21 protein-coding genes are annotated in these 20,170 nt (G+C 34.2%); 7 read left to right on the top strand and 14 right to left on the bottom strand.

Annotated features, from left to right (window positions below; all coding sequences use genetic code 11):
- Complete coding sequence (locus Q0951_RS13575) at window positions 1-576, bottom strand: hypothetical protein (RefSeq protein ID WP_299337808.1); 576 nt, start codon at window positions 574-576, stop codon at window positions 1-3.
- 201 nt (window positions 577-777) lie between these two features.
- On the opposite strand from Q0951_RS13575, the gene Q0951_RS13580 reads away from it, so the two are divergent.
- Together Q0951_RS13580 and Q0951_RS13585 are read left to right on the top strand one after the other, a co-directional pair.
- Window positions 778-1,650 (top strand): AraC family transcriptional regulator, encoded by an 873-nt coding sequence (locus Q0951_RS13580; RefSeq protein ID WP_299337811.1) that lies wholly within the window; start codon window positions 778-780, stop codon window positions 1,648-1,650.
- A 9-nt stretch (window positions 1,651-1,659) separates the two neighbouring features.
- A complete protein-coding gene (locus tag Q0951_RS13585; RefSeq protein ID WP_299337814.1) occupies window positions 1,660-1,833 on the top strand; it encodes a hypothetical protein in 174 nt (57 codons plus the stop codon).
- Between the two features lie 81 nt (window positions 1,834-1,914).
- Here Q0951_RS13585 and Q0951_RS13590 read toward each other — a convergent pair whose 3' ends face one another.
- The 3 genes from Q0951_RS13590 to Q0951_RS13600 all read right to left on the bottom strand — a co-directional run bounded on the left by Q0951_RS13590 (window position 1,915) and on the right by Q0951_RS13600 (window position 3,809).
- Window positions 1,915-2,574 carry an HD domain-containing protein gene (locus Q0951_RS13590; RefSeq protein WP_299337816.1) on the bottom strand — a complete coding sequence of 220 codons (660 nt, stop codon included), beginning with the start codon at window positions 2,572-2,574 and terminating at the stop codon, window positions 1,915-1,917.
- Window positions 2,574-3,314, bottom strand: a complete 741-nt coding sequence (locus tag Q0951_RS13595) for a 1-acyl-sn-glycerol-3-phosphate acyltransferase (protein ID WP_299337819.1) — start codon at window positions 3,312-3,314, stop codon at window positions 2,574-2,576. The genes Q0951_RS13590 and Q0951_RS13595 overlap by 1 nt, the downstream gene beginning before the upstream one ends.
- Window positions 3,315-3,398: 84 nt before the next feature.
- Window positions 3,399-3,809 (bottom strand): BrxA/BrxB family bacilliredoxin, encoded by a 411-nt coding sequence (locus Q0951_RS13600; RefSeq protein WP_299337822.1) that lies wholly within the window; start codon window positions 3,807-3,809, stop codon window positions 3,399-3,401.
- A 352-nt stretch (window positions 3,810-4,161) separates the two neighbouring features.
- Here Q0951_RS13600 and Q0951_RS13605 point away from each other — a divergent pair, with 352 nt between their 5' ends.
- On the top strand, window positions 4,162-4,956 hold the full coding sequence (locus Q0951_RS13605) for a TerB family tellurite resistance protein (RefSeq protein ID WP_299337825.1): 795 nt from the start codon (window positions 4,162-4,164) through the stop codon (window positions 4,954-4,956).
- Window positions 4,957-4,960: 4 nt separating this feature from the next.
- Here Q0951_RS13605 and Q0951_RS13610 read toward each other — a convergent pair whose 3' ends face one another.
- Complete coding sequence (locus Q0951_RS13610) at window positions 4,961-5,101, bottom strand: hypothetical protein (protein WP_299337826.1); 141 nt, start codon at window positions 5,099-5,101, stop codon at window positions 4,961-4,963.
- Between the two features lie 89 nt (window positions 5,102-5,190).
- On the opposite strand from Q0951_RS13610, the gene Q0951_RS13615 reads away from it, so the two are divergent.
- The 4 genes from Q0951_RS13615 to Q0951_RS13630 all read left to right on the top strand — a co-directional run bounded on the left by Q0951_RS13615 (window position 5,191) and on the right by Q0951_RS13630 (window position 8,749).
- Window positions 5,191-5,514 carry a TraR/DksA C4-type zinc finger protein gene (locus Q0951_RS13615; RefSeq protein ID WP_299337829.1) on the top strand — a complete coding sequence of 108 codons (324 nt, stop codon included), beginning with the start codon at window positions 5,191-5,193 and terminating at the stop codon, window positions 5,512-5,514.
- Between the two features lie 96 nt (window positions 5,515-5,610).
- Window positions 5,611-6,156: a sigma-70 family RNA polymerase sigma factor gene (locus Q0951_RS13620; RefSeq protein WP_299337832.1), complete on the top strand. Its 546-nt coding sequence runs from the start codon at window positions 5,611-5,613 to the stop codon at window positions 6,154-6,156.
- 5 nt (window positions 6,157-6,161) lie between these two features.
- Window positions 6,162-8,321, top strand: a complete 2,160-nt coding sequence (locus Q0951_RS13625) for an energy transducer TonB (RefSeq protein WP_299337834.1) — start codon at window positions 6,162-6,164, stop codon at window positions 8,319-8,321.
- A 2-nt stretch (window positions 8,322-8,323) separates the two neighbouring features.
- Window positions 8,324-8,749 (top strand): hypothetical protein, encoded by a 426-nt coding sequence (locus Q0951_RS13630; protein ID WP_299337837.1) that lies wholly within the window; start codon window positions 8,324-8,326, stop codon window positions 8,747-8,749.
- Window positions 8,750-8,751: 2 nt separating this feature from the next.
- Here the strand turns inward: Q0951_RS13630 and Q0951_RS13635 are convergent, their stop codons facing one another.
- From Q0951_RS13635 to Q0951_RS13675, 9 genes are all read right to left on the bottom strand, one after another.
- A complete protein-coding gene (locus Q0951_RS13635; RefSeq protein ID WP_299337839.1) occupies window positions 8,752-9,912 on the bottom strand; it encodes a metal ABC transporter permease in 1,161 nt (386 codons plus the stop codon).
- The gene (locus tag Q0951_RS13640) at window positions 9,905-11,035 is read right to left on the bottom strand and encodes a metal ABC transporter permease (RefSeq protein ID WP_299338013.1); all 1,131 of its coding nucleotides are present in this window, start codon (window positions 11,033-11,035) and stop codon (window positions 9,905-9,907) included. Before Q0951_RS13640 ends, Q0951_RS13635 begins: the two co-directional genes overlap by 8 nt.
- Window positions 11,036-11,048: 13 nt before the next feature.
- A complete protein-coding gene (locus Q0951_RS13645; RefSeq protein ID WP_299337842.1) occupies window positions 11,049-11,423 on the bottom strand; it encodes a four helix bundle protein in 375 nt (124 codons plus the stop codon).
- 41 nt (window positions 11,424-11,464) lie between these two features.
- Complete coding sequence (locus Q0951_RS13650; RefSeq protein ID WP_299337845.1) at window positions 11,465-12,202, bottom strand: metal ABC transporter ATP-binding protein; 738 nt, start codon at window positions 12,200-12,202, stop codon at window positions 11,465-11,467.
- A gap of 4 nt (window positions 12,203-12,206) precedes the next feature.
- On the bottom strand, window positions 12,207-13,124 hold the full coding sequence (locus Q0951_RS13655) for a zinc ABC transporter substrate-binding protein (RefSeq protein ID WP_299337847.1): 918 nt from the start codon (window positions 13,122-13,124) through the stop codon (window positions 12,207-12,209).
- Window positions 13,125-13,134: 10 nt separating this feature from the next.
- A complete protein-coding gene (locus tag Q0951_RS13660; protein ID WP_299337850.1) occupies window positions 13,135-13,947 on the bottom strand; it encodes a transporter in 813 nt (270 codons plus the stop codon).
- The gene (locus Q0951_RS13665) at window positions 13,931-14,587 is read right to left on the bottom strand and encodes a metal-dependent transcriptional regulator (protein ID WP_299337852.1); all 657 of its coding nucleotides are present in this window, start codon (window positions 14,585-14,587) and stop codon (window positions 13,931-13,933) included. The genes Q0951_RS13660 and Q0951_RS13665 overlap by 17 nt, the downstream gene beginning before the upstream one ends.
- 102 nt (window positions 14,588-14,689) lie before the next feature.
- Window positions 14,690-15,826: an efflux RND transporter periplasmic adaptor subunit gene (locus tag Q0951_RS13670; protein WP_299337855.1), complete on the bottom strand. Its 1,137-nt coding sequence runs from the start codon at window positions 15,824-15,826 to the stop codon at window positions 14,690-14,692.
- A 10-nt stretch (window positions 15,827-15,836) separates the two neighbouring features.
- Window positions 15,837-20,168, bottom strand: coding sequence for a CusA/CzcA family heavy metal efflux RND transporter (locus Q0951_RS13675; protein ID WP_299337858.1), 4,332 nt, complete (start codon window positions 20,166-20,168; stop codon window positions 15,837-15,839).
- Window positions 20,169-20,170 lie beyond the last annotated feature (2 nt).

Consider the following 20,170-nt stretch of genomic DNA (forward strand, 5'->3'; position numbering starts at 1 on the left):
TTACAATTCAAATCTATCATAGAAATAACGATCTCCAGATTTTAAAGAGACGTAATACTCTCCCCTTTCTTCTTTAGACAATTTATAAGCACGTTCTAATACCTGACCTCCTTTTAATTGATCAGAATAAATGAGTTCATCATTATAAAATAACTCAACATCTAACGGCATTGTATCAAGGGTTAGTTGAGATATCATCAATGTATTATTGTCAACCCTTACTACAGGTTTAAAAGCTTTGGTTTCTCTATCCTCTAAAAAGAATACATTCTGCTTTTTAATTTCAAATGGCCTGATCACAATTTCAAAATCCTTACTGATTTCTAATGTATAAAGACCATCTTTTAAGTTTGAAAAATCAAACTTCTTAGAGTACGTGCCGTCTTTTTTAATAGTTCCTGAATAAATGGCATACCCTTTATTATCATTGATTGAATATTTATGTCCTTTTTTAACATTTGAGAATTTTAAAATTGTAATGGATTTTGAAGGGACATTAATACAATTTTCATTAGCGTAACCAGCTACTATTGTTAACATGATTACAAATACTAGTACATTTTTAACTGCTTTCATTACATATAGGTTTTAATGATTAACACTGCAAATGTATTCTGGATTAAGCTTTTAAAAAACAACTGATTTAGCCTATTTATATACTAAATTACCCTGTTAATAGTCTAAATATTTTTTATTTGTTAATATAGCATACTTTTATGCTAATTCTGAATAGAATTTTAAAATGCTATAACTTAAATTTGTAAGTAACGAAAGCATATGAAACAAAGAAAACCTACACTTGAAAAAATAAGTCCAAATTTTGGAAGTTCTGTTTTTGTAAGAAAGAGTTCTTCTGTAGATACCAATCGCACACCCTTTTGGCATTTTCATCCTGAAATAGAATTAATCTATGTTAATAAAGGCCAGGGTAAACGCCATATTGGTAACCATTTGTCTTATTTTAATAACAGTCAACTCATACTGATAGGTTCTAATTTACCACATAATGGGTTCACTGATCGATTGACCCAACATGGATCTGAGGTGTTAGTGCAGTTTAAATCAGATTTTTTAGGAGCTGGTTTTTTTGATATTCCAGAGATGTCCAATATCAACACACTCTTTGAGCGTGCTAAAAGTGGCATTATTTTCAAACCAGAAACTAAAAGACGTGTTGGAAAAAAAATACAAAAACTTAATGATCTGGAAGGATTTGAAAGGATTTTACTTTTATTAAAAATCCTTAAAAAACTAGCCGATGCAAAAGATTATGAAATCTTAAATGCTAATGGATTTGTTTTTGAAACCGAACTGCAGGATAGCGCAAAAATTGACATCATATACAAACATATAAATGAAAATTTTCAAAATCACATAACGTTAGATGACATTGCAGATAAAGTAAGTATGACGGTTCCTGCATTCTGTAGATACTTTAAAAAATCAACAGGTAAAACATTTACTAAACTTGTTAATGAGTACAGAATTGTTCATGCTACTAAGTTACTATCAGAAAGCCAAATGAGTATTGCTGATGTTGCTTTTGAGTGCGGATTTAATAATTTTTCTCATTTCAATAAGCTATTCAATGAATTTACTGGTAAAAGTGCATCAAAATATAGAAGCGAGTTAAAATCAATAGTTAAGTAATTACAAGAAATGAAAGATAAAATAGAGGCAACATTAGAATATTACAATGTAAAAGAGGAACAAATCTTAAAGGCAGTTAATTCTGGTAAACCTTTAACAACTGATGAAATTATTAGCTATGGACAACAAATGACAGAAATCGTACATAAAATTACAGCTTTAGAAGTAGCCAAGGAAAACTAAAACATCTCATTTTAATTAATAAAGTTTAATAATATCACTACTGGAAATCCTGTAAACCTTATACTTTTTGAGTGAGTATTTTTATTTTTCTCCATCCCACTCGGCATAGAACTGATCTAAGAATTGTTCCATAAAACGATGTCTGTTTGAAGCAATTTTTTTACCTGTTTTGGTATTCATTCTATCTTTTAAAAGCAATAACTTTTCATAGAAATGATTGATCGTTGGTGCTGTTGAGGCTTTATATTCCTCTTTTGTCATGTTTAACTTGGGTTGAATCGAAGGATCAAAGATCTTCCTATTCTTAAATCCGCCATAATTAAATGTTCTCGCTATCCCAATCGCTCCAAGCGCATCCAAGCGATCTGCATCCTGTATCACATCCAATTCAGGAGATTGAAATTTTTGTGGTTCATTTCCGCCTTTAAAAGAAATATGTGATATTATATTTACAACATGTTCGATTACAGCCGAATCGATATTAATTCCAAATAAAAACTCACGAGCCTTTTGAGGTCCGACACTTTCATCTCCATCATTAAATTTACTATCTGCAATATCGTGTAGTAAAGCTCCAAGAGCCACTATAAAGTGATCTACGCTTTCAGTTTCAGATATGAGTAAGCAATTTTTAAACACCCTTAGGGTGTGAAACCAATCATGTCCGCCTTCAGCATGCTCTAAGGTTGTCTTTACAAAAGTTTTTGTAAGCTGTATTTGATCTTGTTGCGTCTTTGTCATTATTCTAAAATAATAGCACTGGTTATGGTGTGCTCTAAGCCTTTTATCAATTCTGAATGATCATCAACCTCACTTAATTTGATAGGTTGATGTACTTTAAATCTTATATGATTCCCAATTCCCATTGGAAACTTTCCGTAGCGCAACATCTTCCAGGAATTATTAACTGTTATGGGAACAATCAATGCCGAAGGCACGCGTTCAAATAATAATTCGAGCCCTCTAGTTTTAAACACTTTGGGTTGACCATCTTTGCTTCTTGTTCCTTCCGGAAAAATAACAGCAGCGCGATTGGTATCTTCAATATAATCACCAAAGGTTGTCATTGCTGAAAGTGCTTGCCTTGGGTTTTTTCGATCGATCAATACTGAACCTCCATGACGCAAATTGTATGATACACTTGGAATTCCTTTACCTAATTCTTTTTTTGACACAAACTTTACATGATGCTTACGCATGTACCACATTATTGGAGAAATATCATACATACTCTGATGATTAGACACAATGAGTAAAGGCTGGTCTTTAGAAATTGTATAGGTATTGTCCCAACTAAATCGAGTTCCGAGAACATTTAAACAGCGCATCAAACAAAACTGAAGCGCATCAACACTTTTTTTATGAGCTTGATAGCCAAATACGTTAAAACAAAACCATTGTATGGGATGAAAAACCAACAATGTAATTCCAAAGACCATGAAATACAAAACCGTTAATGGATAGGCCAAAAGTTTTCTCATGAAGCAAAAATAAATCAATGCCTTACATACACAAAAAAAGCCACGATTAAATCGCGGCTTTTTTTCTAAAATTTGAATCTTGTATTAACAATGATCGTTATACGCATCCATTAAGTTCTCAGCAATTAATTCTGCTGGACGACCTTCAATATGATGACGCTCTAACATGTGCACTAATTCACCATTTTTAAATAAAGCCATACTAGGAGAACTTGGAGGAAATGGCACCATGTGCTCTCTTGCTTTATCTACTGCTTCTCTATCTACACCTGCAAATACAGTTACAATATGATCTGGACGTTTAGCATTTTGTAAACTTTGTCTCGCTCCAGGACGAGCATTAGCAGCTGCACAACCGCAAACAGAGTTAACAACTACTAACGTAGTTCCTTCTTTTGCTAAAGCAGCATCAACAGCATCTGCTGTATGTAATTCTTCAAAACCAACTTTGGTTAAATCCTCACGCATCGGTTTTACTAATTCTGCTGGATACATATATTTTTGTTTTTTAAATTAATATTTTGAGTTGCAAAGATAACGAAAATTTATGGTGGTTATTGATTATTTGGTAAGCAGTTTGAATGGCATCATTCAAGTTTTCAATGGTATTATATGTCTGAAGAAAACAAAAATTTACCCCTTGAGGATGTATAAAAATCCATCATTGTTACTATTATAGATACAAACATAGCAATCATTAATAAGCATATACCTCACTTCATAATGAGATTGGTTTTTATTACAAAGACATAAAACCCGTAAAAAGGTTATGTGTAATAGTAACAAAAGTGAAAAATATCTACTAACAAATAGTATATTTGAAATCAACTATTAATAACATACATACATGAGTTTTGCAAAATGGATTGGAGGTGCTTTAGGTTGGTCTTTTGGTGGGCCAATTGGTGCTATAATTGGCCTCGCCATAGGAAGTGTCATTGATGGTGCTTCTGAGAGAGGTGGCTTTTTGTTAGGAGAAGGAAACCAACGACAAAGAAATCGCCCAAGACAGTCTACATCACGTTCTGGAACAAGGTCACAAACACGTAAACGATCACAAACTCAATCTGGAGATTTTGAAGTAAGCCTTTTGATCTTAGCTTCTGTAGTTATTAAAGCAGATGGTATTCAAGATCAACGTGAGCTCGATTACGTGCGACAACAATTTGTTAGTATGTATGGAAAAGACAGAGCTAATCATGCATTTAAACTGTTTAAGAACATCAATAAACAAAGTATTCCAACTAGAAAAGTGTGTGTGCAAATAAGACAGATGATGGATCATTCGTCAAGGCTACAACTCCTTCATTTTTTATTTGGAATTGCTAAAGCTGATGGTATGGTGACTGACAATGAGGTCTCTCAAATTTATATGATTGCTGGATATCTTGGGATAAGTTCTCGGGATTATGAAAGTATTAAAGCCATGTTTTACAATAGTAGTAATAATGCTTATAAGATTTTAGAAGTTGATAAAAGTGCAACTGACGAAGAGGTCAAAAAAGCTTATCGAAAAATGGCAAAAAAATACCATCCTGATAAAGTTATCCACCTTGGAAAAGAACACCAAAAGGGAGCCGAAGAAAAGTTTAGGCAAGTACAAAAGGCTTATGAGCAATTACAAAAAGAACGTGGATTTTAAAACACTAATCTTTATTGTCTAATCGCTTCTCAATATCCTTAAAATAACGTTTTTCTTTATACTTTCTGTAGATAAACACGACAACAACAATTAACGCCAGAATCATCATTCCGCCTTTGCTTGTGAAATAATCAATGAGTTTCATAATAGTAGGTTGAGCATTTTATAGTCGGGAATAAAAATAAAACTTTCATTTTAATCCTTTACTTTAGAGGTATTAGACAACCAAATATCATGGATAAATCACAGGTAAAACAAACTATTTTAGATGAAATTTCTAAAACTGAAGCATCCATAGAACACTATAAAGACTTAACCAAACCCATCTCTCCAAGTGATGCAATTGGTCGAGTGAGCAGAATGGATGCCATTAATAATAAAAGTGTCAACGAAGCATCCTTACGACAAGCCGAACAAAAACTCATCAATTTAAATCGTGTACTATCAAAAATTGATGATGACGATTTTGGGATATGCTTAAAATGTAAACAATCTATCCCAATTGGTAGAATCCTTATCAGACCACAAAGTTTACTCTGTGTTAATTGCGCGAGATAGTACCATTTAAAGAACTTGGTATTATAATTGAGACTAATATTTTAAAAAAATTAGGAGACCTTTTCAACTTTTGACCATTAATAAGTAAAACAGTGTATGAGTGATCAAGACATTTTAGAACTTTTCAAGAATGGACAAAGAGATAAGGCATTCAAAAAACTCTACAGACTCTATCCCAGAATAGAGAAACTAATACGCTCAAAAGGTGGCACTAAGGCAGATGCCAAAGATGTATTTCAAGAGGCATTAATCATCTTAAATAGAAATTTAGAGACTTCAAATTTTAAACTCACCTCATCATTTTATACTTATTTATATTCGGTCTCACGATTTGTATGGTCTGATATTCAAAAAAGTCTCACCAAACAACAATTACAAAACTTAAATGCACAGGATGTTCAAATATTTCAAGAGGTCATAGAAGAAAAAAAATACCAACTTGCAGAACATGCTTTTCTAGATATAGGAAAACGATGTCAACAACTTTTACAACTGTTTTATCACAAAGCCATGTCGTTTAAAGACATCGCAAAGGTGATGCAATTCAAATCAGATAAGATTGCTAAAAACCAAAAGTATAAGTGTTTGCAAAAAGCAAAAGACATCTATCAAACCAAATTAAAATCGGTTAATCTAAACTAGGACGTATGGAAACTTACAATCAATATATAGAATTAATAAACCAATACCTCAGTAATCTACTATCTGATGAGTCAAGAATAGCATTTGAATCAAAGTTAGAAAACGATCCAGAATTCAAAACCATTTACGAAGAACATATGGTTTTTATTAATGGTCTACAAAGAGTTCAGGTTAAAGCCGATATCCAAAAAGGACAACGATCGTATTATACCGAAAAGTGGGTGAAAATTTCAGGGTTCTCCATTCTGGTCTTAGGTCTTTTGGTTATGATATATACATTGGTTTTCAAAACTTCGGAAATTGAACCAACTCCAAACAATGAGAGTATTAATGTTGTCAACATTGATTCTGTATCAACCCAAAAAGACAACAATGATGTTTCAGTAGCTATTTCCGAAGAGAAGCCAGACAGTACTAAAACTACATCTCAACATGTAGTTAGTTACACCACAACTACAATTCAAGAAAAATTTGGTGGTATTTCTGAAACCAATATTGATATTAAAAAGAAAGCTCAAATGGTTAAGATCAATGTTCAAAACGATACAACCATTACATGTAAAGAAGGCACTGTTTTGAATATCTCTAAAGGGTCGTTCATCAATCCAAATACTGGAAAGACGGTTACTGGAGTAATTGATTTAAACGTTACCGAATATTACAAGTTATCAGATATTTTGATGGCTAATTTATCAACAGTATCCAACGGAAAACAACTAGAAACCGGAGGTATGATTTACATTGAAGCTTCTCAGGGAACTACAACACTAGAATTGAAGGATAATAGGTCTCTTGAAATTTTATTCCCGACACCACAAAAGAAATCTGGTATGCAACTATTTAATGGTGAGTGGCAAGAAAACAATATCAACTGGTCTCTGACTAACACCACTGATTTAGAAGTTATTGATATTGATGAAGCGCATATCGATGTTCCGTTTAATGTTGTAGAAGTTGTACCTACATTTCCTGGTTGTGAGTCTGAAGATAATGACATTAGAAAGCAATGTACAACAGCTGCCATTTCTAAATTTATAAGTCGGAAATTTAATACTGATGTTGCTCTCGGACTCGGATTATCAGGACGACAACGTATTCTTTCTATGTTTAAAATTGATGAAGACGGAAATATAACCTTCATTCAATCCAGAGCTGCTCACCCAAGATTAAGTGAAGAGGCAGATAGAGTGATCTCATTATTACCAAAAATGAGTCCTGGATTACAACGCGGAAAACCAGTGACTGTGCCTTACTCCTTACCTATCAATTTTACAGTTGTAGAAGATGAGGAATTGACACAAAAATATATAAGCTTAATAGAGGTTGATAGTGTTTCAACTAGTACTAGTCTAGTTCAGGCCAATGATATTATTGTTAGACCTACTGAAATGGATACGGTTTATACAACACGTCGTGGGATGGTTGAACTGATAAGAGAAGTGATGCACGATAAAGATTTCCTAGTAGATTCTCTGTTTATTCAGAAATGGCAAACGTATGAAAAGCAGAAACTCATTCGTAAACTGGGAAGGTTGGATAACGAACGTTATATCCTAAGAAAACCATTATTTGAAATGGATGATACCAGATTTAAAATTCTAGAAGACGATTCGATTACACGTGGCGGACATGTGATCAGATTTCCGTGGAATGAAACACAAGTACCAACTACGACGCAAATCATGACTATTGTTCCTAAGCAACAATTCTCGGCAGGTGGTGAAATTGTATCTGTAGAAGAATTTGAAACACGATTAGGTGACGAAGCCGACACAAGTATTTCTACAAGTGATGCTACTTACTACGCTTTAAGCACTACTAAATTAGGTTGGATCAACTGTGATCGTTTTATCAACGGAAGAACCAAACGCATTAAATACAAACTCAAGATTAAAAATACCGATGGTGCCAGTGTGAATATGGTGTTTAAATCATACAACTCGATTTTACCAAGTTGGTACATCAATGGTGCCTATGATTTCAAAACGGTTGGTCTTGACGAGGAGGTTATCTTAGTTGCTATCAAGCGCACAAACGGAAAATTATACTACGATACTATAGAGACTAAAACAGAAGTAAATCCACAATTAGATTTTGAATTTAAAGAGGTAAGTATTGAGGAATTGAAAGAGGAGTTAGAGAAATTAAATAGTATCTTTAATTAATTATGAAATATGTATTATTAACACTATTCTCTGTCGTTTCATTTTTTTTAAACGCACAAGATGTTGTTGGAGTCTATCAAATTAGATCTGATTCTGAAAACTTCAGCTCAACACGTACCCTAACTATAAAAAATGATGGCTCCTTTGAATTTTATAACTATCGCCGTGTTGAAGATGGTATTCCAAAAGAAACACATAATTATGGAAAAGGGACCTGGACTAAACATAAAAAAGTCATTACTTTTTCTGCGGAAGCATCAGATTTAGATTCTAAGTACACGCTCAATTTCAATAATTCCAAAGCTCGATTTAACACCAAATCTCCAAGAGATAAAACGAATCGGGTTATTGCAGATTTTATAGTTTTTTATGATACTGAGGTGGATATTGCTAAACGATTAAAATTATTTAAATCGTCTTCCTTTTAAACTTAACCCCTAAACAAAAAGAAATCCTCTTTCATATCCTCAATCTGAGCATCTTCATTGGTGATGATATAATCAATAGCCTTTGTGGTAAATTCATCCCCTTTTTCTGTGAGTGATACAATGCTATTGTCAATACGGATCATATTGTTTTTTAGTGCCAAGTCTAAAACTGTTTTGGAGCGCACTTTTTGCCAGTTGATATGCTCATTCAAATGATTGACATGTCGTTCTCGTACATCATCATGATTTTTTAAATGCAGTAAAAATGTCAAGAGCGATACTTCTGTACGTTGTTGCTTTTCTCTGTATAATACAGCAATAATACCTTTACTTGGTGCAAATAAATAAACAACTAAAAACAGGAGTCCAAGCATGGTTGTTATAGATCCTGCTATGGAGGCATCTAACCAGTGCGCCAGCCAATATCCAGAGATGGCACTAAACACGCCAAAACTAATAGAGAGCCAAAGCATTTTCTTTAAATCGGTGGTTAATAAATATGCTGTGGCTGCTGGAGCGATCATAAGCGCGACCACCAAAATAGCGCCTACGGCATCAAAAGCGCCTACTGTTGTTACAGAAGACACGGTCATTAAACCATAATGAATGATTACTGGAGAAAACCCTAATGAAGCCGCTAAGCCTTTATCAAAGGTGCTCAGCTTTAATTCTTTGAAAAAAGCAAACAATAATATGATGGTAAAGATCAAAATAGTTCCAATAATCCATAACGACTTAGGTCCTACATCAACTCCAGAAATAATCAAACGATCAAAAGGAGCCAGCGCCAATTCACCAACCAATACCGCATCAATATCTAAATGAACATCATTAGCTTTTTTAGCAATCATGAGGACACCAATACTAAACAATACCGGAAACACTAAACCTATAGCAGTATCCTCTTTTACTAGTCCGGTTTTTTGAATATACTCTACTAAAACTACTGTAATAACACCTGTTAATGCTGCTAATACTATCAATAGTGGAGAATTTAAATCTTGAGTAATAAAAAATCCTATTACAATACCTGGTAATATCGAATGACTTATCGCATCACTAATCATAGCCATTTTCCGAAGTACTAAAAACGTACCTGGAATAGCACAAGCAACAGCAACTAAACTTGCAATAAGTTGTATTTCAATTTGAGCACTACCCATCGTTTTCAGTTAATTGGTTATATAAATTTGATGCCGATTCAAAACCTTCCTCAGTTAAACTCCATGTTGATCCTTGAAGTGTTACATAATTCTTCTCCACAAGTTTTTTAAGAGTCCCTTTAGTAAAGCCTTGAAAATTATTCAGGATTTTGATCTCATGAGGATGTGAAATATTTTCATGTGTTTCTGCAACAATATCGTACATAAAAGCTAAGGTCTTATGAAGCTCAAGATCACGACGGTTTTTAATAAAGCGAATTTGTTTAAATAATAAGCCTCGACTTGGAGAAAACACAAATGAAATCAATACAAAAACTGCTGCTACCAGAACAATCACAGGACCTGTTGACAAATTATCCTGACTTGCACTAATAGCTGTTCCGAAGACTCCTGAAAATGCTCCAAAAACAGCTGCAAGAAACACCATGGTTGCTAAACTATTTGTCCATTGTCTCGCTGCTGCTGCTGGTGCCAAAAGCATAGCACTCATCAAGACAACTCCAACAGTTTGCAATCCTAGAACAATAGCCAAAACTATAAAACTGGTAATTAAAATATCAATAGTTTTAGTATTAAAGCCAAGTGTTTTTGCATAGTCTTTATCAAAAAGTAAAATTTTAAATTCTTTCCAGAACAGCAATAAAACAATGAGACAAATTCCTGTCACAATAGCCATCAACCATACATCACTCTCCACTAAAGTTGCTGCCTGACCAAAAAGGTATTTATCTAATCCTGCCTGATTGGCATTAGGTTGTTTTTGTATGAAAGTCAGTAATAGCATTCCGAAGCCAAAGAACAAGGATAAAATTAAACCCAATGCAGTGTCTGATTTTAAATGTGTTTTGGTGATGATTCCTCTAATCCAGAAGGTGCCAATTAACCCACTAACCAAAGCACCAAGTAATAATGTATTACTGTCTTTTGCTCCTGTGATTAAGAAGGAAATGGCTATTCCTGGTAATGCAGCATGAGAAATGGCATCGCCTAAAAGACTTTGCTTCCGCAATACAGCAAAACTTCCCAACATACCGGTAACAGCACCCAAAATTGCAGTTCCGAGTGTTATAGTACGCAAGGTGTAGTCTGAAAAAACGAGTTGTATGTATTCTGTTAAGTCTATAGGTCGTTAGAGATTAGTGGTTAGTTTTTGTTTTTAGATATTTTTGTAAACTAGTTATCATTTTAGATAATTCTACAAGCTTTTGTCGTATTTCATTATCCAATTCAGCAGAAAAATAGTCTTGTCTTTTAGCAACAGTTGAGCAAACCACACATTCATTTACAGAATCTAAGGCCATTTGCAAAAATCTATTAAATTGTTTATCAGTGTCAGAAGAACCTTCAGCAATATTTAGGGCAATAGATACTGCTGCTCTAGTAAATTGAGAAGAAAGAGCATAACGTTCTGTCTTAGGAAAACTTTCACATGTTTTATAAACCATGTCGATAAACTCTAAAGCTTTATTGTAGACTTTTAAATCTTCAAATTTGAATTTTGTGTTTTTCATAATCTCAATTTTCTATCGGCTATCCTCTACTAAACTATCAACTATTCCTGTATACTAACTTTATAATTTATGCCGTAGGTTTTAGTGAGGTTATCATCGTTAAAAATATCCTTCACAGGTCCTGTGGCTATTTTTTTTACATTAAGAAAGGTTACCCAATCAAAATATTCTGGCACTGTTTGAAGATCATGATGTACAACAACTACTGTTTTTCCTGCTTTACGTAGTTCTTTCAGAATATTAATAATAGCGATCTCAGTTGTTGCGTCTACCCCTTGAAAAGGCTCATCCATAAAATAAATGGAGGCGTCTTGTACTAAAGCACGCGCTAAAAATATACGTTGTTGTTGTCCGCCAGACAATTGGCTTATTTGTCGGTTTTTAAAAGGTAACATCCCAACTTTTTCTAAGGCTTCTAAAGCCGCTTTCTTTTGTTTTTGACGCGGACGTTTGATCCAGCCTAAACTTCCATAAGTTCCCATCATGACCACATCTAAAGCTGTAGTAGGGAAATCCCAATCTACACTTCCTTTTTGAGGCACATAAGCCACTAAAGAACGTTGCTTTTCATAAGACTTACCATAGATGGATACACTTCCTGCAATAGGTTTTAGAATTCCTAAAACAGCTTTAATAAGTGTAGATTTTCCAGCACCATTTGGACCAACAATAGCCATGAGAACGCCTTCAGGAATTTCCAAATCAATATCCCAAAGCACAGGTTTGTAGTTATATGCTACGGTTAAATCGTCTACTTTTACTGCTGTTTTTTGTTCCATTTTTTTATTTTAAAGCATTCACGATGGTATTGACATTATATTCAAACATCCCTATGTAAGTCCCTTCAACTGTTCCTGCATTTCCTAAGGCATCAGAATATAAGGTACCTCCTATTTCAACCTGATGACCTTTTGATCTTACTGCAGCTTGAAGCGCTTCAATGGTTCGTTTTGGTACTGAGCTTTCTACAAAAATGGCTTTGATATCTTTTTCAATGATAAATGCAGACAGTTTTTGTACATCCTGAACACCTGCTTCGGTAGCTGTAGATAAGCCTTGTAAGCCTACAACTTCAAAGTCGTATGCTTTTCCGAAGTAATTAAAAGCATCGTGAGCAGTTACAAGAATTCTTTTTTCCTTCGGAAGGATATCGATAACGCTTTTTATTTTTGCTTGAAGCGTGTCTAATTTTGTTAGATATGCAGACTCATTGGCTTTAAAGTTTTCAGCATTAGTAGGATCTTTCTCAGAAAGTACCTGAGTTACTTTTGATGCAAACTGCTTAAAATAATTGATATCAAACCACACATGCGGATCGTAATTTGATGCAAAATAATCAGATCCTATTAACGTGCTTTTATCCAACTCTTCTCCCAATGCAATTGGTGTTTTGGTTGCACTTCCCATTTTTTCAAAAACTTCTACCAGTTTTCCTTCGAGGTGAAGACCGTTATAAAAAATTACATTAGCTTCAACCAGTTTGGTGACATCACCTTCACTAGCTTTATAAAGGTGAGGATCTACACCACTTCCCATTAATCCTTTAACATTTACATAATCACCACCAATATTTTTTACCAAATCGGTAATCATGGTTGTTGTGGTTACAATGTTTAGTTTTCCGTTAGTTTGAGTCTCATTCTTACAGCCAAATACTACTGTAATAAGTAAAATTATCGAAAGGCGTTTTAATATTGTCATTTGTCTTTTTCTATTTTGTTGGTAATCTAAAACTCACACCAGCACTGAGCAATAGGTCTTGACCTTCAGTAATACTGGTTCCAATTGTTGCATCCAGCTGCACATTATTTGAAATCAAATAGGTTAACCCTGTATTCCAGAGGTGGTTAGATTTACTGTCTTCAGGAAGGTTTCCATACACTTCTAAATAGGTTCCCAAAGTATCTGAAATACTATAGCCATAAGATAAGGAGTAGAGATACGCAGCTTCAGGAGAATCATCTTGCCATCGTGCTCCTAGGTTGTATCCAAGACTTGATTTTTCGCTTAAGGTATGGGCAAATGAGAAAATAAAATCGACACCTGTTGTTTCAGGTCTGTAATCTTCACCAGCAGTAAAAGGCAGGTAAATATGACCTAAAACACCTATTTCTGGTCGCCATCCCTTTTCTTCGGAAATCGCAATTTTAGTTCCTAATAACAATGGATTAAATCCACTGGCTACATCATTAAGTCGATTCCCATTTACAGAGGTTCTCCCTTCAACAAAATCCCAACCAACTCTGAATTCGAGGTTATCTAAAAGTCCTAATCTAACTAAAGTTGTATTATAGGTATAGGTTTCAAATTTGATGGAATTATCCTCAAAACTTTCATAAAACGCTCCTGTTTCCACCTGAACAAAACCTGGTGTAATAGTCGTAGGAGATTCGGTAGCATCAGGACGATCTGTAACTAAAGGTTCTGATGCTATGTCAGGCTTGGTCTCATTCTGTGCAAATGCAACTCCAGAATAAAGACATGATAATCCAAGCAGGTATATTGTTCTAATGTTCTTCGACATAAATATTTTTTGTAAAATCTTCGTTTAATACAATTGTGTTTGTTCCCACTAAAATTTGGGTCATTTTATTACCACTAAATTGTTTTGTAATGGTTAGTGTATTTCGGTATTTGATCCCATTTTGAGTGCAAAACTCAAAAAACTCTTTATCATCACTCATTAATCTGGCAATGGTATAGGTTTTTCCCTCCATGGCTTCAGAGAGCGAAATGGAAGTGTCTTTGGTTGTTATTTCTCCGTTTGCATTTGGAATAGGGTCTCCGTGAGGATCGAACTTTGGATGTCCTAAGTATGCACTGATTTTCTCAGCTAATAAATCAGAGGTTTGGTGCTCTAATAATTCGGCTTCGCGATGAATGTCATGTAAAGACATGTCAAACATTTTAAATAAAAATGCTTCCCAAAGGCGATGTTTTCTTATCACGTTTAAAGCCATTTTCACACCTTTATCTGTAAGTTGTAGTTCCTGATATTTTTCGTAATTGAGTAAATCTCTAGCTGCTAATTTCTTAGCCATATCTGTTGCAGCAGCATTAGATATTCCAAGTTTTTTAGCAATATTCCCAGGTTTGGTATCCTTAATATCATGTTTGTCATTGTTGTAAATGGCTTTTACAAAATTTTCTACAGCTACAGACATTTTTAATTACTTTAATTTTATTTTTAAGTAAGCTTAAATATTTTACAAATGTAACTAAAATTTTATTTTACAACAACTATTACACGTATTCGTGTTTATATATCATTCTGTACCTATTAAACCAAAGGCACCATTTAAAAGAAGTTGATCTGATGTTTTTTGAAATATATTATCTTTTAATTCCATAAAGCCATTTGCTGTATGACCAACCTTGATTTTTTTTGTGTTGAAGTAGTAATTAGTTTCATCGGTTTCATCTAGTACCAAAACAAAATAATCTCCATCAACCTCAACAACAGCTGTTTCTGGTAAAACAATAGCTTTTTTTTCATCAGTAATAATTTGGGCATTGACAAACATTCCTGTTAAAAAGCTGTGCTCTGAATCTAATGGATGACCATGTACTTTAATCGTTCTATTAGCGCCAATAGAGGTGCCAACCAGATGTACTTCGGCCTCAAATGTATCATTAGACGCTTCAGGGATTTGAAAACTAATTTTCTGTCCTTTCTTTATCTTCATAATATCTTTTTCAAAAACCGATAATTCTATATGAATATGTGCATTGTCTATGATCTCCATAATCGATGTTGCAGGAGAGACATAAGTCCCTTTAGTAACATTGACTTCGGTAATACTACCACTAATTGGCGCGTATAAATTAATAACAGAAGTTATAATTCCATTTTCAACATTTGTTGGTGAAATATTAAGCATTGTGAGTTGCTTTCTCAAGCCGTTATATCTGGCCTTAGCTGTTTTGTAACCACTCTCTGCTTTTAAAAAGCTCTTTTGAGAGGTTATTTGTTCCTCCAGCATTATGTTTTGGCGGTCAAATTCGGATTTTAAATAATTCAGTTGTTCTTTAACTTCCATATATTCTTGCTGAATGGTAACAAATTCAGGGTTTTCAATAGATACTAATACTTGGCCTTTTTTAACACTATCCCCTTCTAAAAAAGGAGTTGTTTTAATATATCCTCCCATTGTTGAGTTAACGACTGCTCTATTTTCCGGAGGAACATCTATCATTCCATTTACTGAAACCGTTACAGGAAAATCCTTTTCTTCAATGGTTCCTAAAACCATGTTGTTTTGAGTAAATTGTGCTTTAGACACTTTGATGCGATCATCTGTAATTTCCTTAATTGTATCTCCTGAAGTTTTTTCAGTATTAGCGCACCCAAATAACAGGATAAACAAAAAAGCTGTATAAATTTTATATGTGTGACGTTTCATAACGTTGATTTTATAGGGTTAAATAATTGATATTTATAACGGTTTGATTGTAACTATTTAGTTTTTCAATGTGCTGGAGTTGAATGTCATAAGCATTTTCAACACTCAAAATGTATTGATAGAAGTCAATTTCACCATTCTTAAAACTACTATTGGCAGTTTTAAGAATTTCATTGGCTAATGCTTCACCTTCAGTTTCAAAATATTCTAAAGCTTTTTCATGCTGAATTAACTTAGCGTTTAGCTCCCTATATTTGGTGTCGAGAATGATCTGATACTCTTGTAATTCTTCTTCAGCAATGTTCTGTGCAATTTTAGTCGCCTTAATCCGTGATGATTGCCCGTTGAACAGTAATGGAATTTTTAAACCCAATTGATATCCTATCAAGTTTGTATTAATACCAGAATTGGTTCCTTGAAAATAGTTGAGACTTATATCAGGCAATAATTGTTGTTGTTCAAAGTTACGTTTAGCTTTAAAAAGAGATTTTCGATTCTCATAATATTGAAGTTCAGTGTTGGAGGCTAAATCATTTATTTGAAGTGCTAATTTAGCTAGTGATTCTATTGTGATGTTTAATGAATCTTCACTCTGAACCACCTTTACTATTTGATCGTAAGCGATATTAGCATCTTGTTGAGCATCAATTAGGTTAAGGTGTATTTGTTTTTGTTTAGACTGTGCAGTAATCTTTTCTAAATAATTAGTTTCACCCAATTCGAAACGTCGTTTAGCGATAGCCGCAAAATTTGCATATAAGCTATCCAAACGTTCATAGATCTGTTTCTTTTCACAGGTATATAAATATTGATAATACCTTGAGGTAACCTCTCTTTTTAATGTTTTTTCTTTGATTGTATAATTAGAAAATTCTAAATCATAATTAGCCTCATTTAGTTTTTTTCCAGCAAAATAAACCGTTGGAAACTTAAAATCCTGTTGTATTCCAAAAACACCAATAGGCCTATTGTTAAAGGCCAAATTATTTTCATCATAAGCATAATAAACTTCAGTTTTATCAAAATCAAAAGCTGTTTTGATTAAGGTTTCCGATTGATCTACTCGCAGTTTATAAGCCTTAAGTCCGGCATTATTCTCAACAGCTTTGGAAATTAATCCATCAAGAGTTACTGATTGTTGCTGACCAAAACTCAGTGTCGAACACAAACTCATCAATAAAATGATTCCTAAAGTTTTATTGGTTTCTAAGTTGATTGGTTTCTTATTCAGGGTACTGAAATACGAATATAAAACCGGAAGCACGACTAACGTAAGTAATGTTGCAGTAACCAAACCACCAATAACTACAGTTGCTAATGGTCTTTGTACTTCTGCTCCTGCATTAGTTGAAATAGCCATAGGTAGAAACCCGAGGGCTGCTGCCATTGCAGTCAACAATACTGCTCGTAAACGGTCTTTTGTTCCCTGTTTGATTAGTGTTTCCATAGTGTCAAATCCTTGTTGTTTTAATTCTTTAAAATGTTCTATTAATACAATACCATTGAGTACTGCAATTCCGAATAGAGCTATAAATCCTACGCCAGCAGAAATACTAAATGGCATATCACGAATCCATAGAAATAATACGCCTCCTACTGCAGCTAAAGGAATTGCAGAATAGATGAGAAGTGCTTCCTTGATAGAATTAAAGGCAAAATATAGCATTATAAAAATGAGAATGAGGGCAATTGGTACAGCTACTAAAAGTCGGGATTTAGCATTTTGCAGATTCTCAAACTGACCACCATAAGTTATGGTGTAACCAACTGGCAGTTTAATGTGCGTATTGATCAATTCCTGAACATCATTAACAACAGATTCCAAATCTCGATTTCTTACATTTATCCCAACAACAATTCGTCTTCTAGTATCATCTCTCGATATTTTAGCCGCACCTTTTTGATAGGTAATTGATGCTAATTCACTCATAGGAATTTTTCCACCGCTTGGTAAATCCACATATAAATTTTTGATATTGTCCAAGTCTTTTCGTTTTGACTCATCTAATCTAACAACGAGATCAAATCGCTTTTCACCTTCAAAAACACTACCAACTGTTCGACCTGCAAAACTCATAGATAGCATATTATTCAGATCTTCGATATTAAGTCCGTAACGTGCTACTTTAGAACGGTTATATTCCACACTCATTTGAGGTAAACCATCAATTTTTTCTACGGAAATATCTGCAGCTCCTTTTACGTTTTCTATTAAGGTTTTGATCTCACTTCCTTTTTTTGAAAGTATCTCCAGATCTTCACCAAAGATTTTAATGGCAATATCTGCTCTAACTCCTGTGATTAGTTCGTTAAAGCGCATCTCGATAGGCTGTGTGAATTCTACCTCCATTCCAGGAATAATGCCTAAGGCCTCTTTAAACTTATCGGCTAGTTCATCTTTTGAAGATGCAGAAACCCATTCCTTTTTGGGTTTCAGGACTATAATAACATCACTCTCTTCCATCGACATTGGATCAGTAGGTACTTCGGCAGCACCAATTCTGGTCACCACTTGTTTTACTTCTGGAAACTTATCCAATAATATACGCTCAATCTTTGTAGTGATTTCAACAGTGTTACTAAGAGATGTTCCTGTTTTTAAAACAGGCTGTATAACAAAATCACCCTCATCCAAGGTAGGCACAAACTCACCTCCCATTGTTGTAAAGAGATACACTGTAACTAGCAAAAGACCTGTTGCGACTCCTAAAACCAGCTTTTTACTATGTAAAGCCCAATTAATAACAGGCTCGTAGATACCATTTAACCAACGCATTAATCGAACAGAAATATTGCTTTTTGAAACCTTTGTTGGCTTCAGAAAAAGTGAAGCTGCAACTGGAACATAAGTAAAACAGAGGATCATTGCTCCAATCAATGCAAAACTGAATGTTAATGCCATTGGTTGAAACATTTTTCCTTCAATGCCACTTAATGAAAGAATTGGAATAAAGACAATAAGAATAATAAGTTGACCAAAAATAGCAGAGTTCATCATTTTTGATGCGCCCTTGTAGGTAATCTCATCTTTTTGCAATTTTATTTCATGTGCATTCAATCTTGAAAGTTCGTCTTGCTTATTAGTAATTTTAAAGGCAATAAACTCAACAATAATAACAGCTCCATCGATAATTATTCCGAAGTCAATAGCGCCCAAACTCATTAAATTGGCATCTACTCCAAACAAATACATCAAGGATAAAGCAAATAATAAACACAGCGGAATTACAGAAGCTACCACCAAACCCGATCTCCAATTTCCTAAAAGTAAAACCACTACAAAGACCACAATAAGACAACCTAAGACAAGATTTTCAGTCACTGTAAAAGTTGTTCTGGCAATGAGTTCGCTTCTATCAAGAAATGCATTGATATAAACGCCTTTTGGTAAGGATTTAGAAATGGAGGTCACGCGCTCTTTTACAGCTTCGATCACCTGCTTAGAGTTTGCACCTTTGAGCATCATGACTTGTCCTAGGACTTTTTCCCCTTCGCCATTACCTGTGATTGCGCCAAAACGTGTTGCATTACCAAAGCCAACTTTTGCGACATCTTTTATATAAACCGGAATACCTGACGTGTTTTTAATCACGATATTCTCAATATCTTTAATACTCGCAACCAATCCATCACCTCTTATAAAGTAAGCCTGATTTACTTTCTCAATATATCCACCACCAGCAACACTATTGTTAGTCTCCAGCGCTTCAAACACCTCTTTTGCTGTGATATTCATTGCATTGAGCTTCTCAGTAATTAATGCTACTTCATATTGTTTTAAGAAACCTCCCCAAGTATTGACCTCTACCACTCCAGGAATTCCAGATAATTGTCGTTTAACAATCCAATCTTGTATGGTACGAAGATCTTCTGCAGTATAATCGTCTTTATACTCTGGTTCAACATCTAAAATGTATTGATAGATTTCTCCTAGACCTGTAGTTATTGGACCCATTTCCGGAGTACCAAAACCCTCAGGGATTTTCTCTGAGGCCGATTTGATCTTTTCTGCAATAAGCTGTCGTGGCAAATACGTACCAATATCATCATTAAAGACAATAGTAACAACCGACAAACCAAATTTTGAAACTGAGCGAATTTCCTGAACACCAGGAAGATTAGCCATTTCTAACTCCACAGGATATGTGATAAACTGCTCCATATCTTGAGTTGAAAGATTACGCGATGTGGTAATCACCTGAACTTGATTATTGGTAACATCAGGAACAGCACCAATAGGAATTTGTGATAACGAATACAATCCGAAACCAATAATAAAAAGTGTAAATAGCAGAATTATAAATTTATTCCGCAGACTAAATTTGATGATATGAGATAACATAA

Source organism: uncultured Psychroserpens sp. (assembly GCF_947501425.1).
GTDB lineage: Bacteria > Bacteroidota > Bacteroidia > Flavobacteriales > Flavobacteriaceae > Psychroserpens.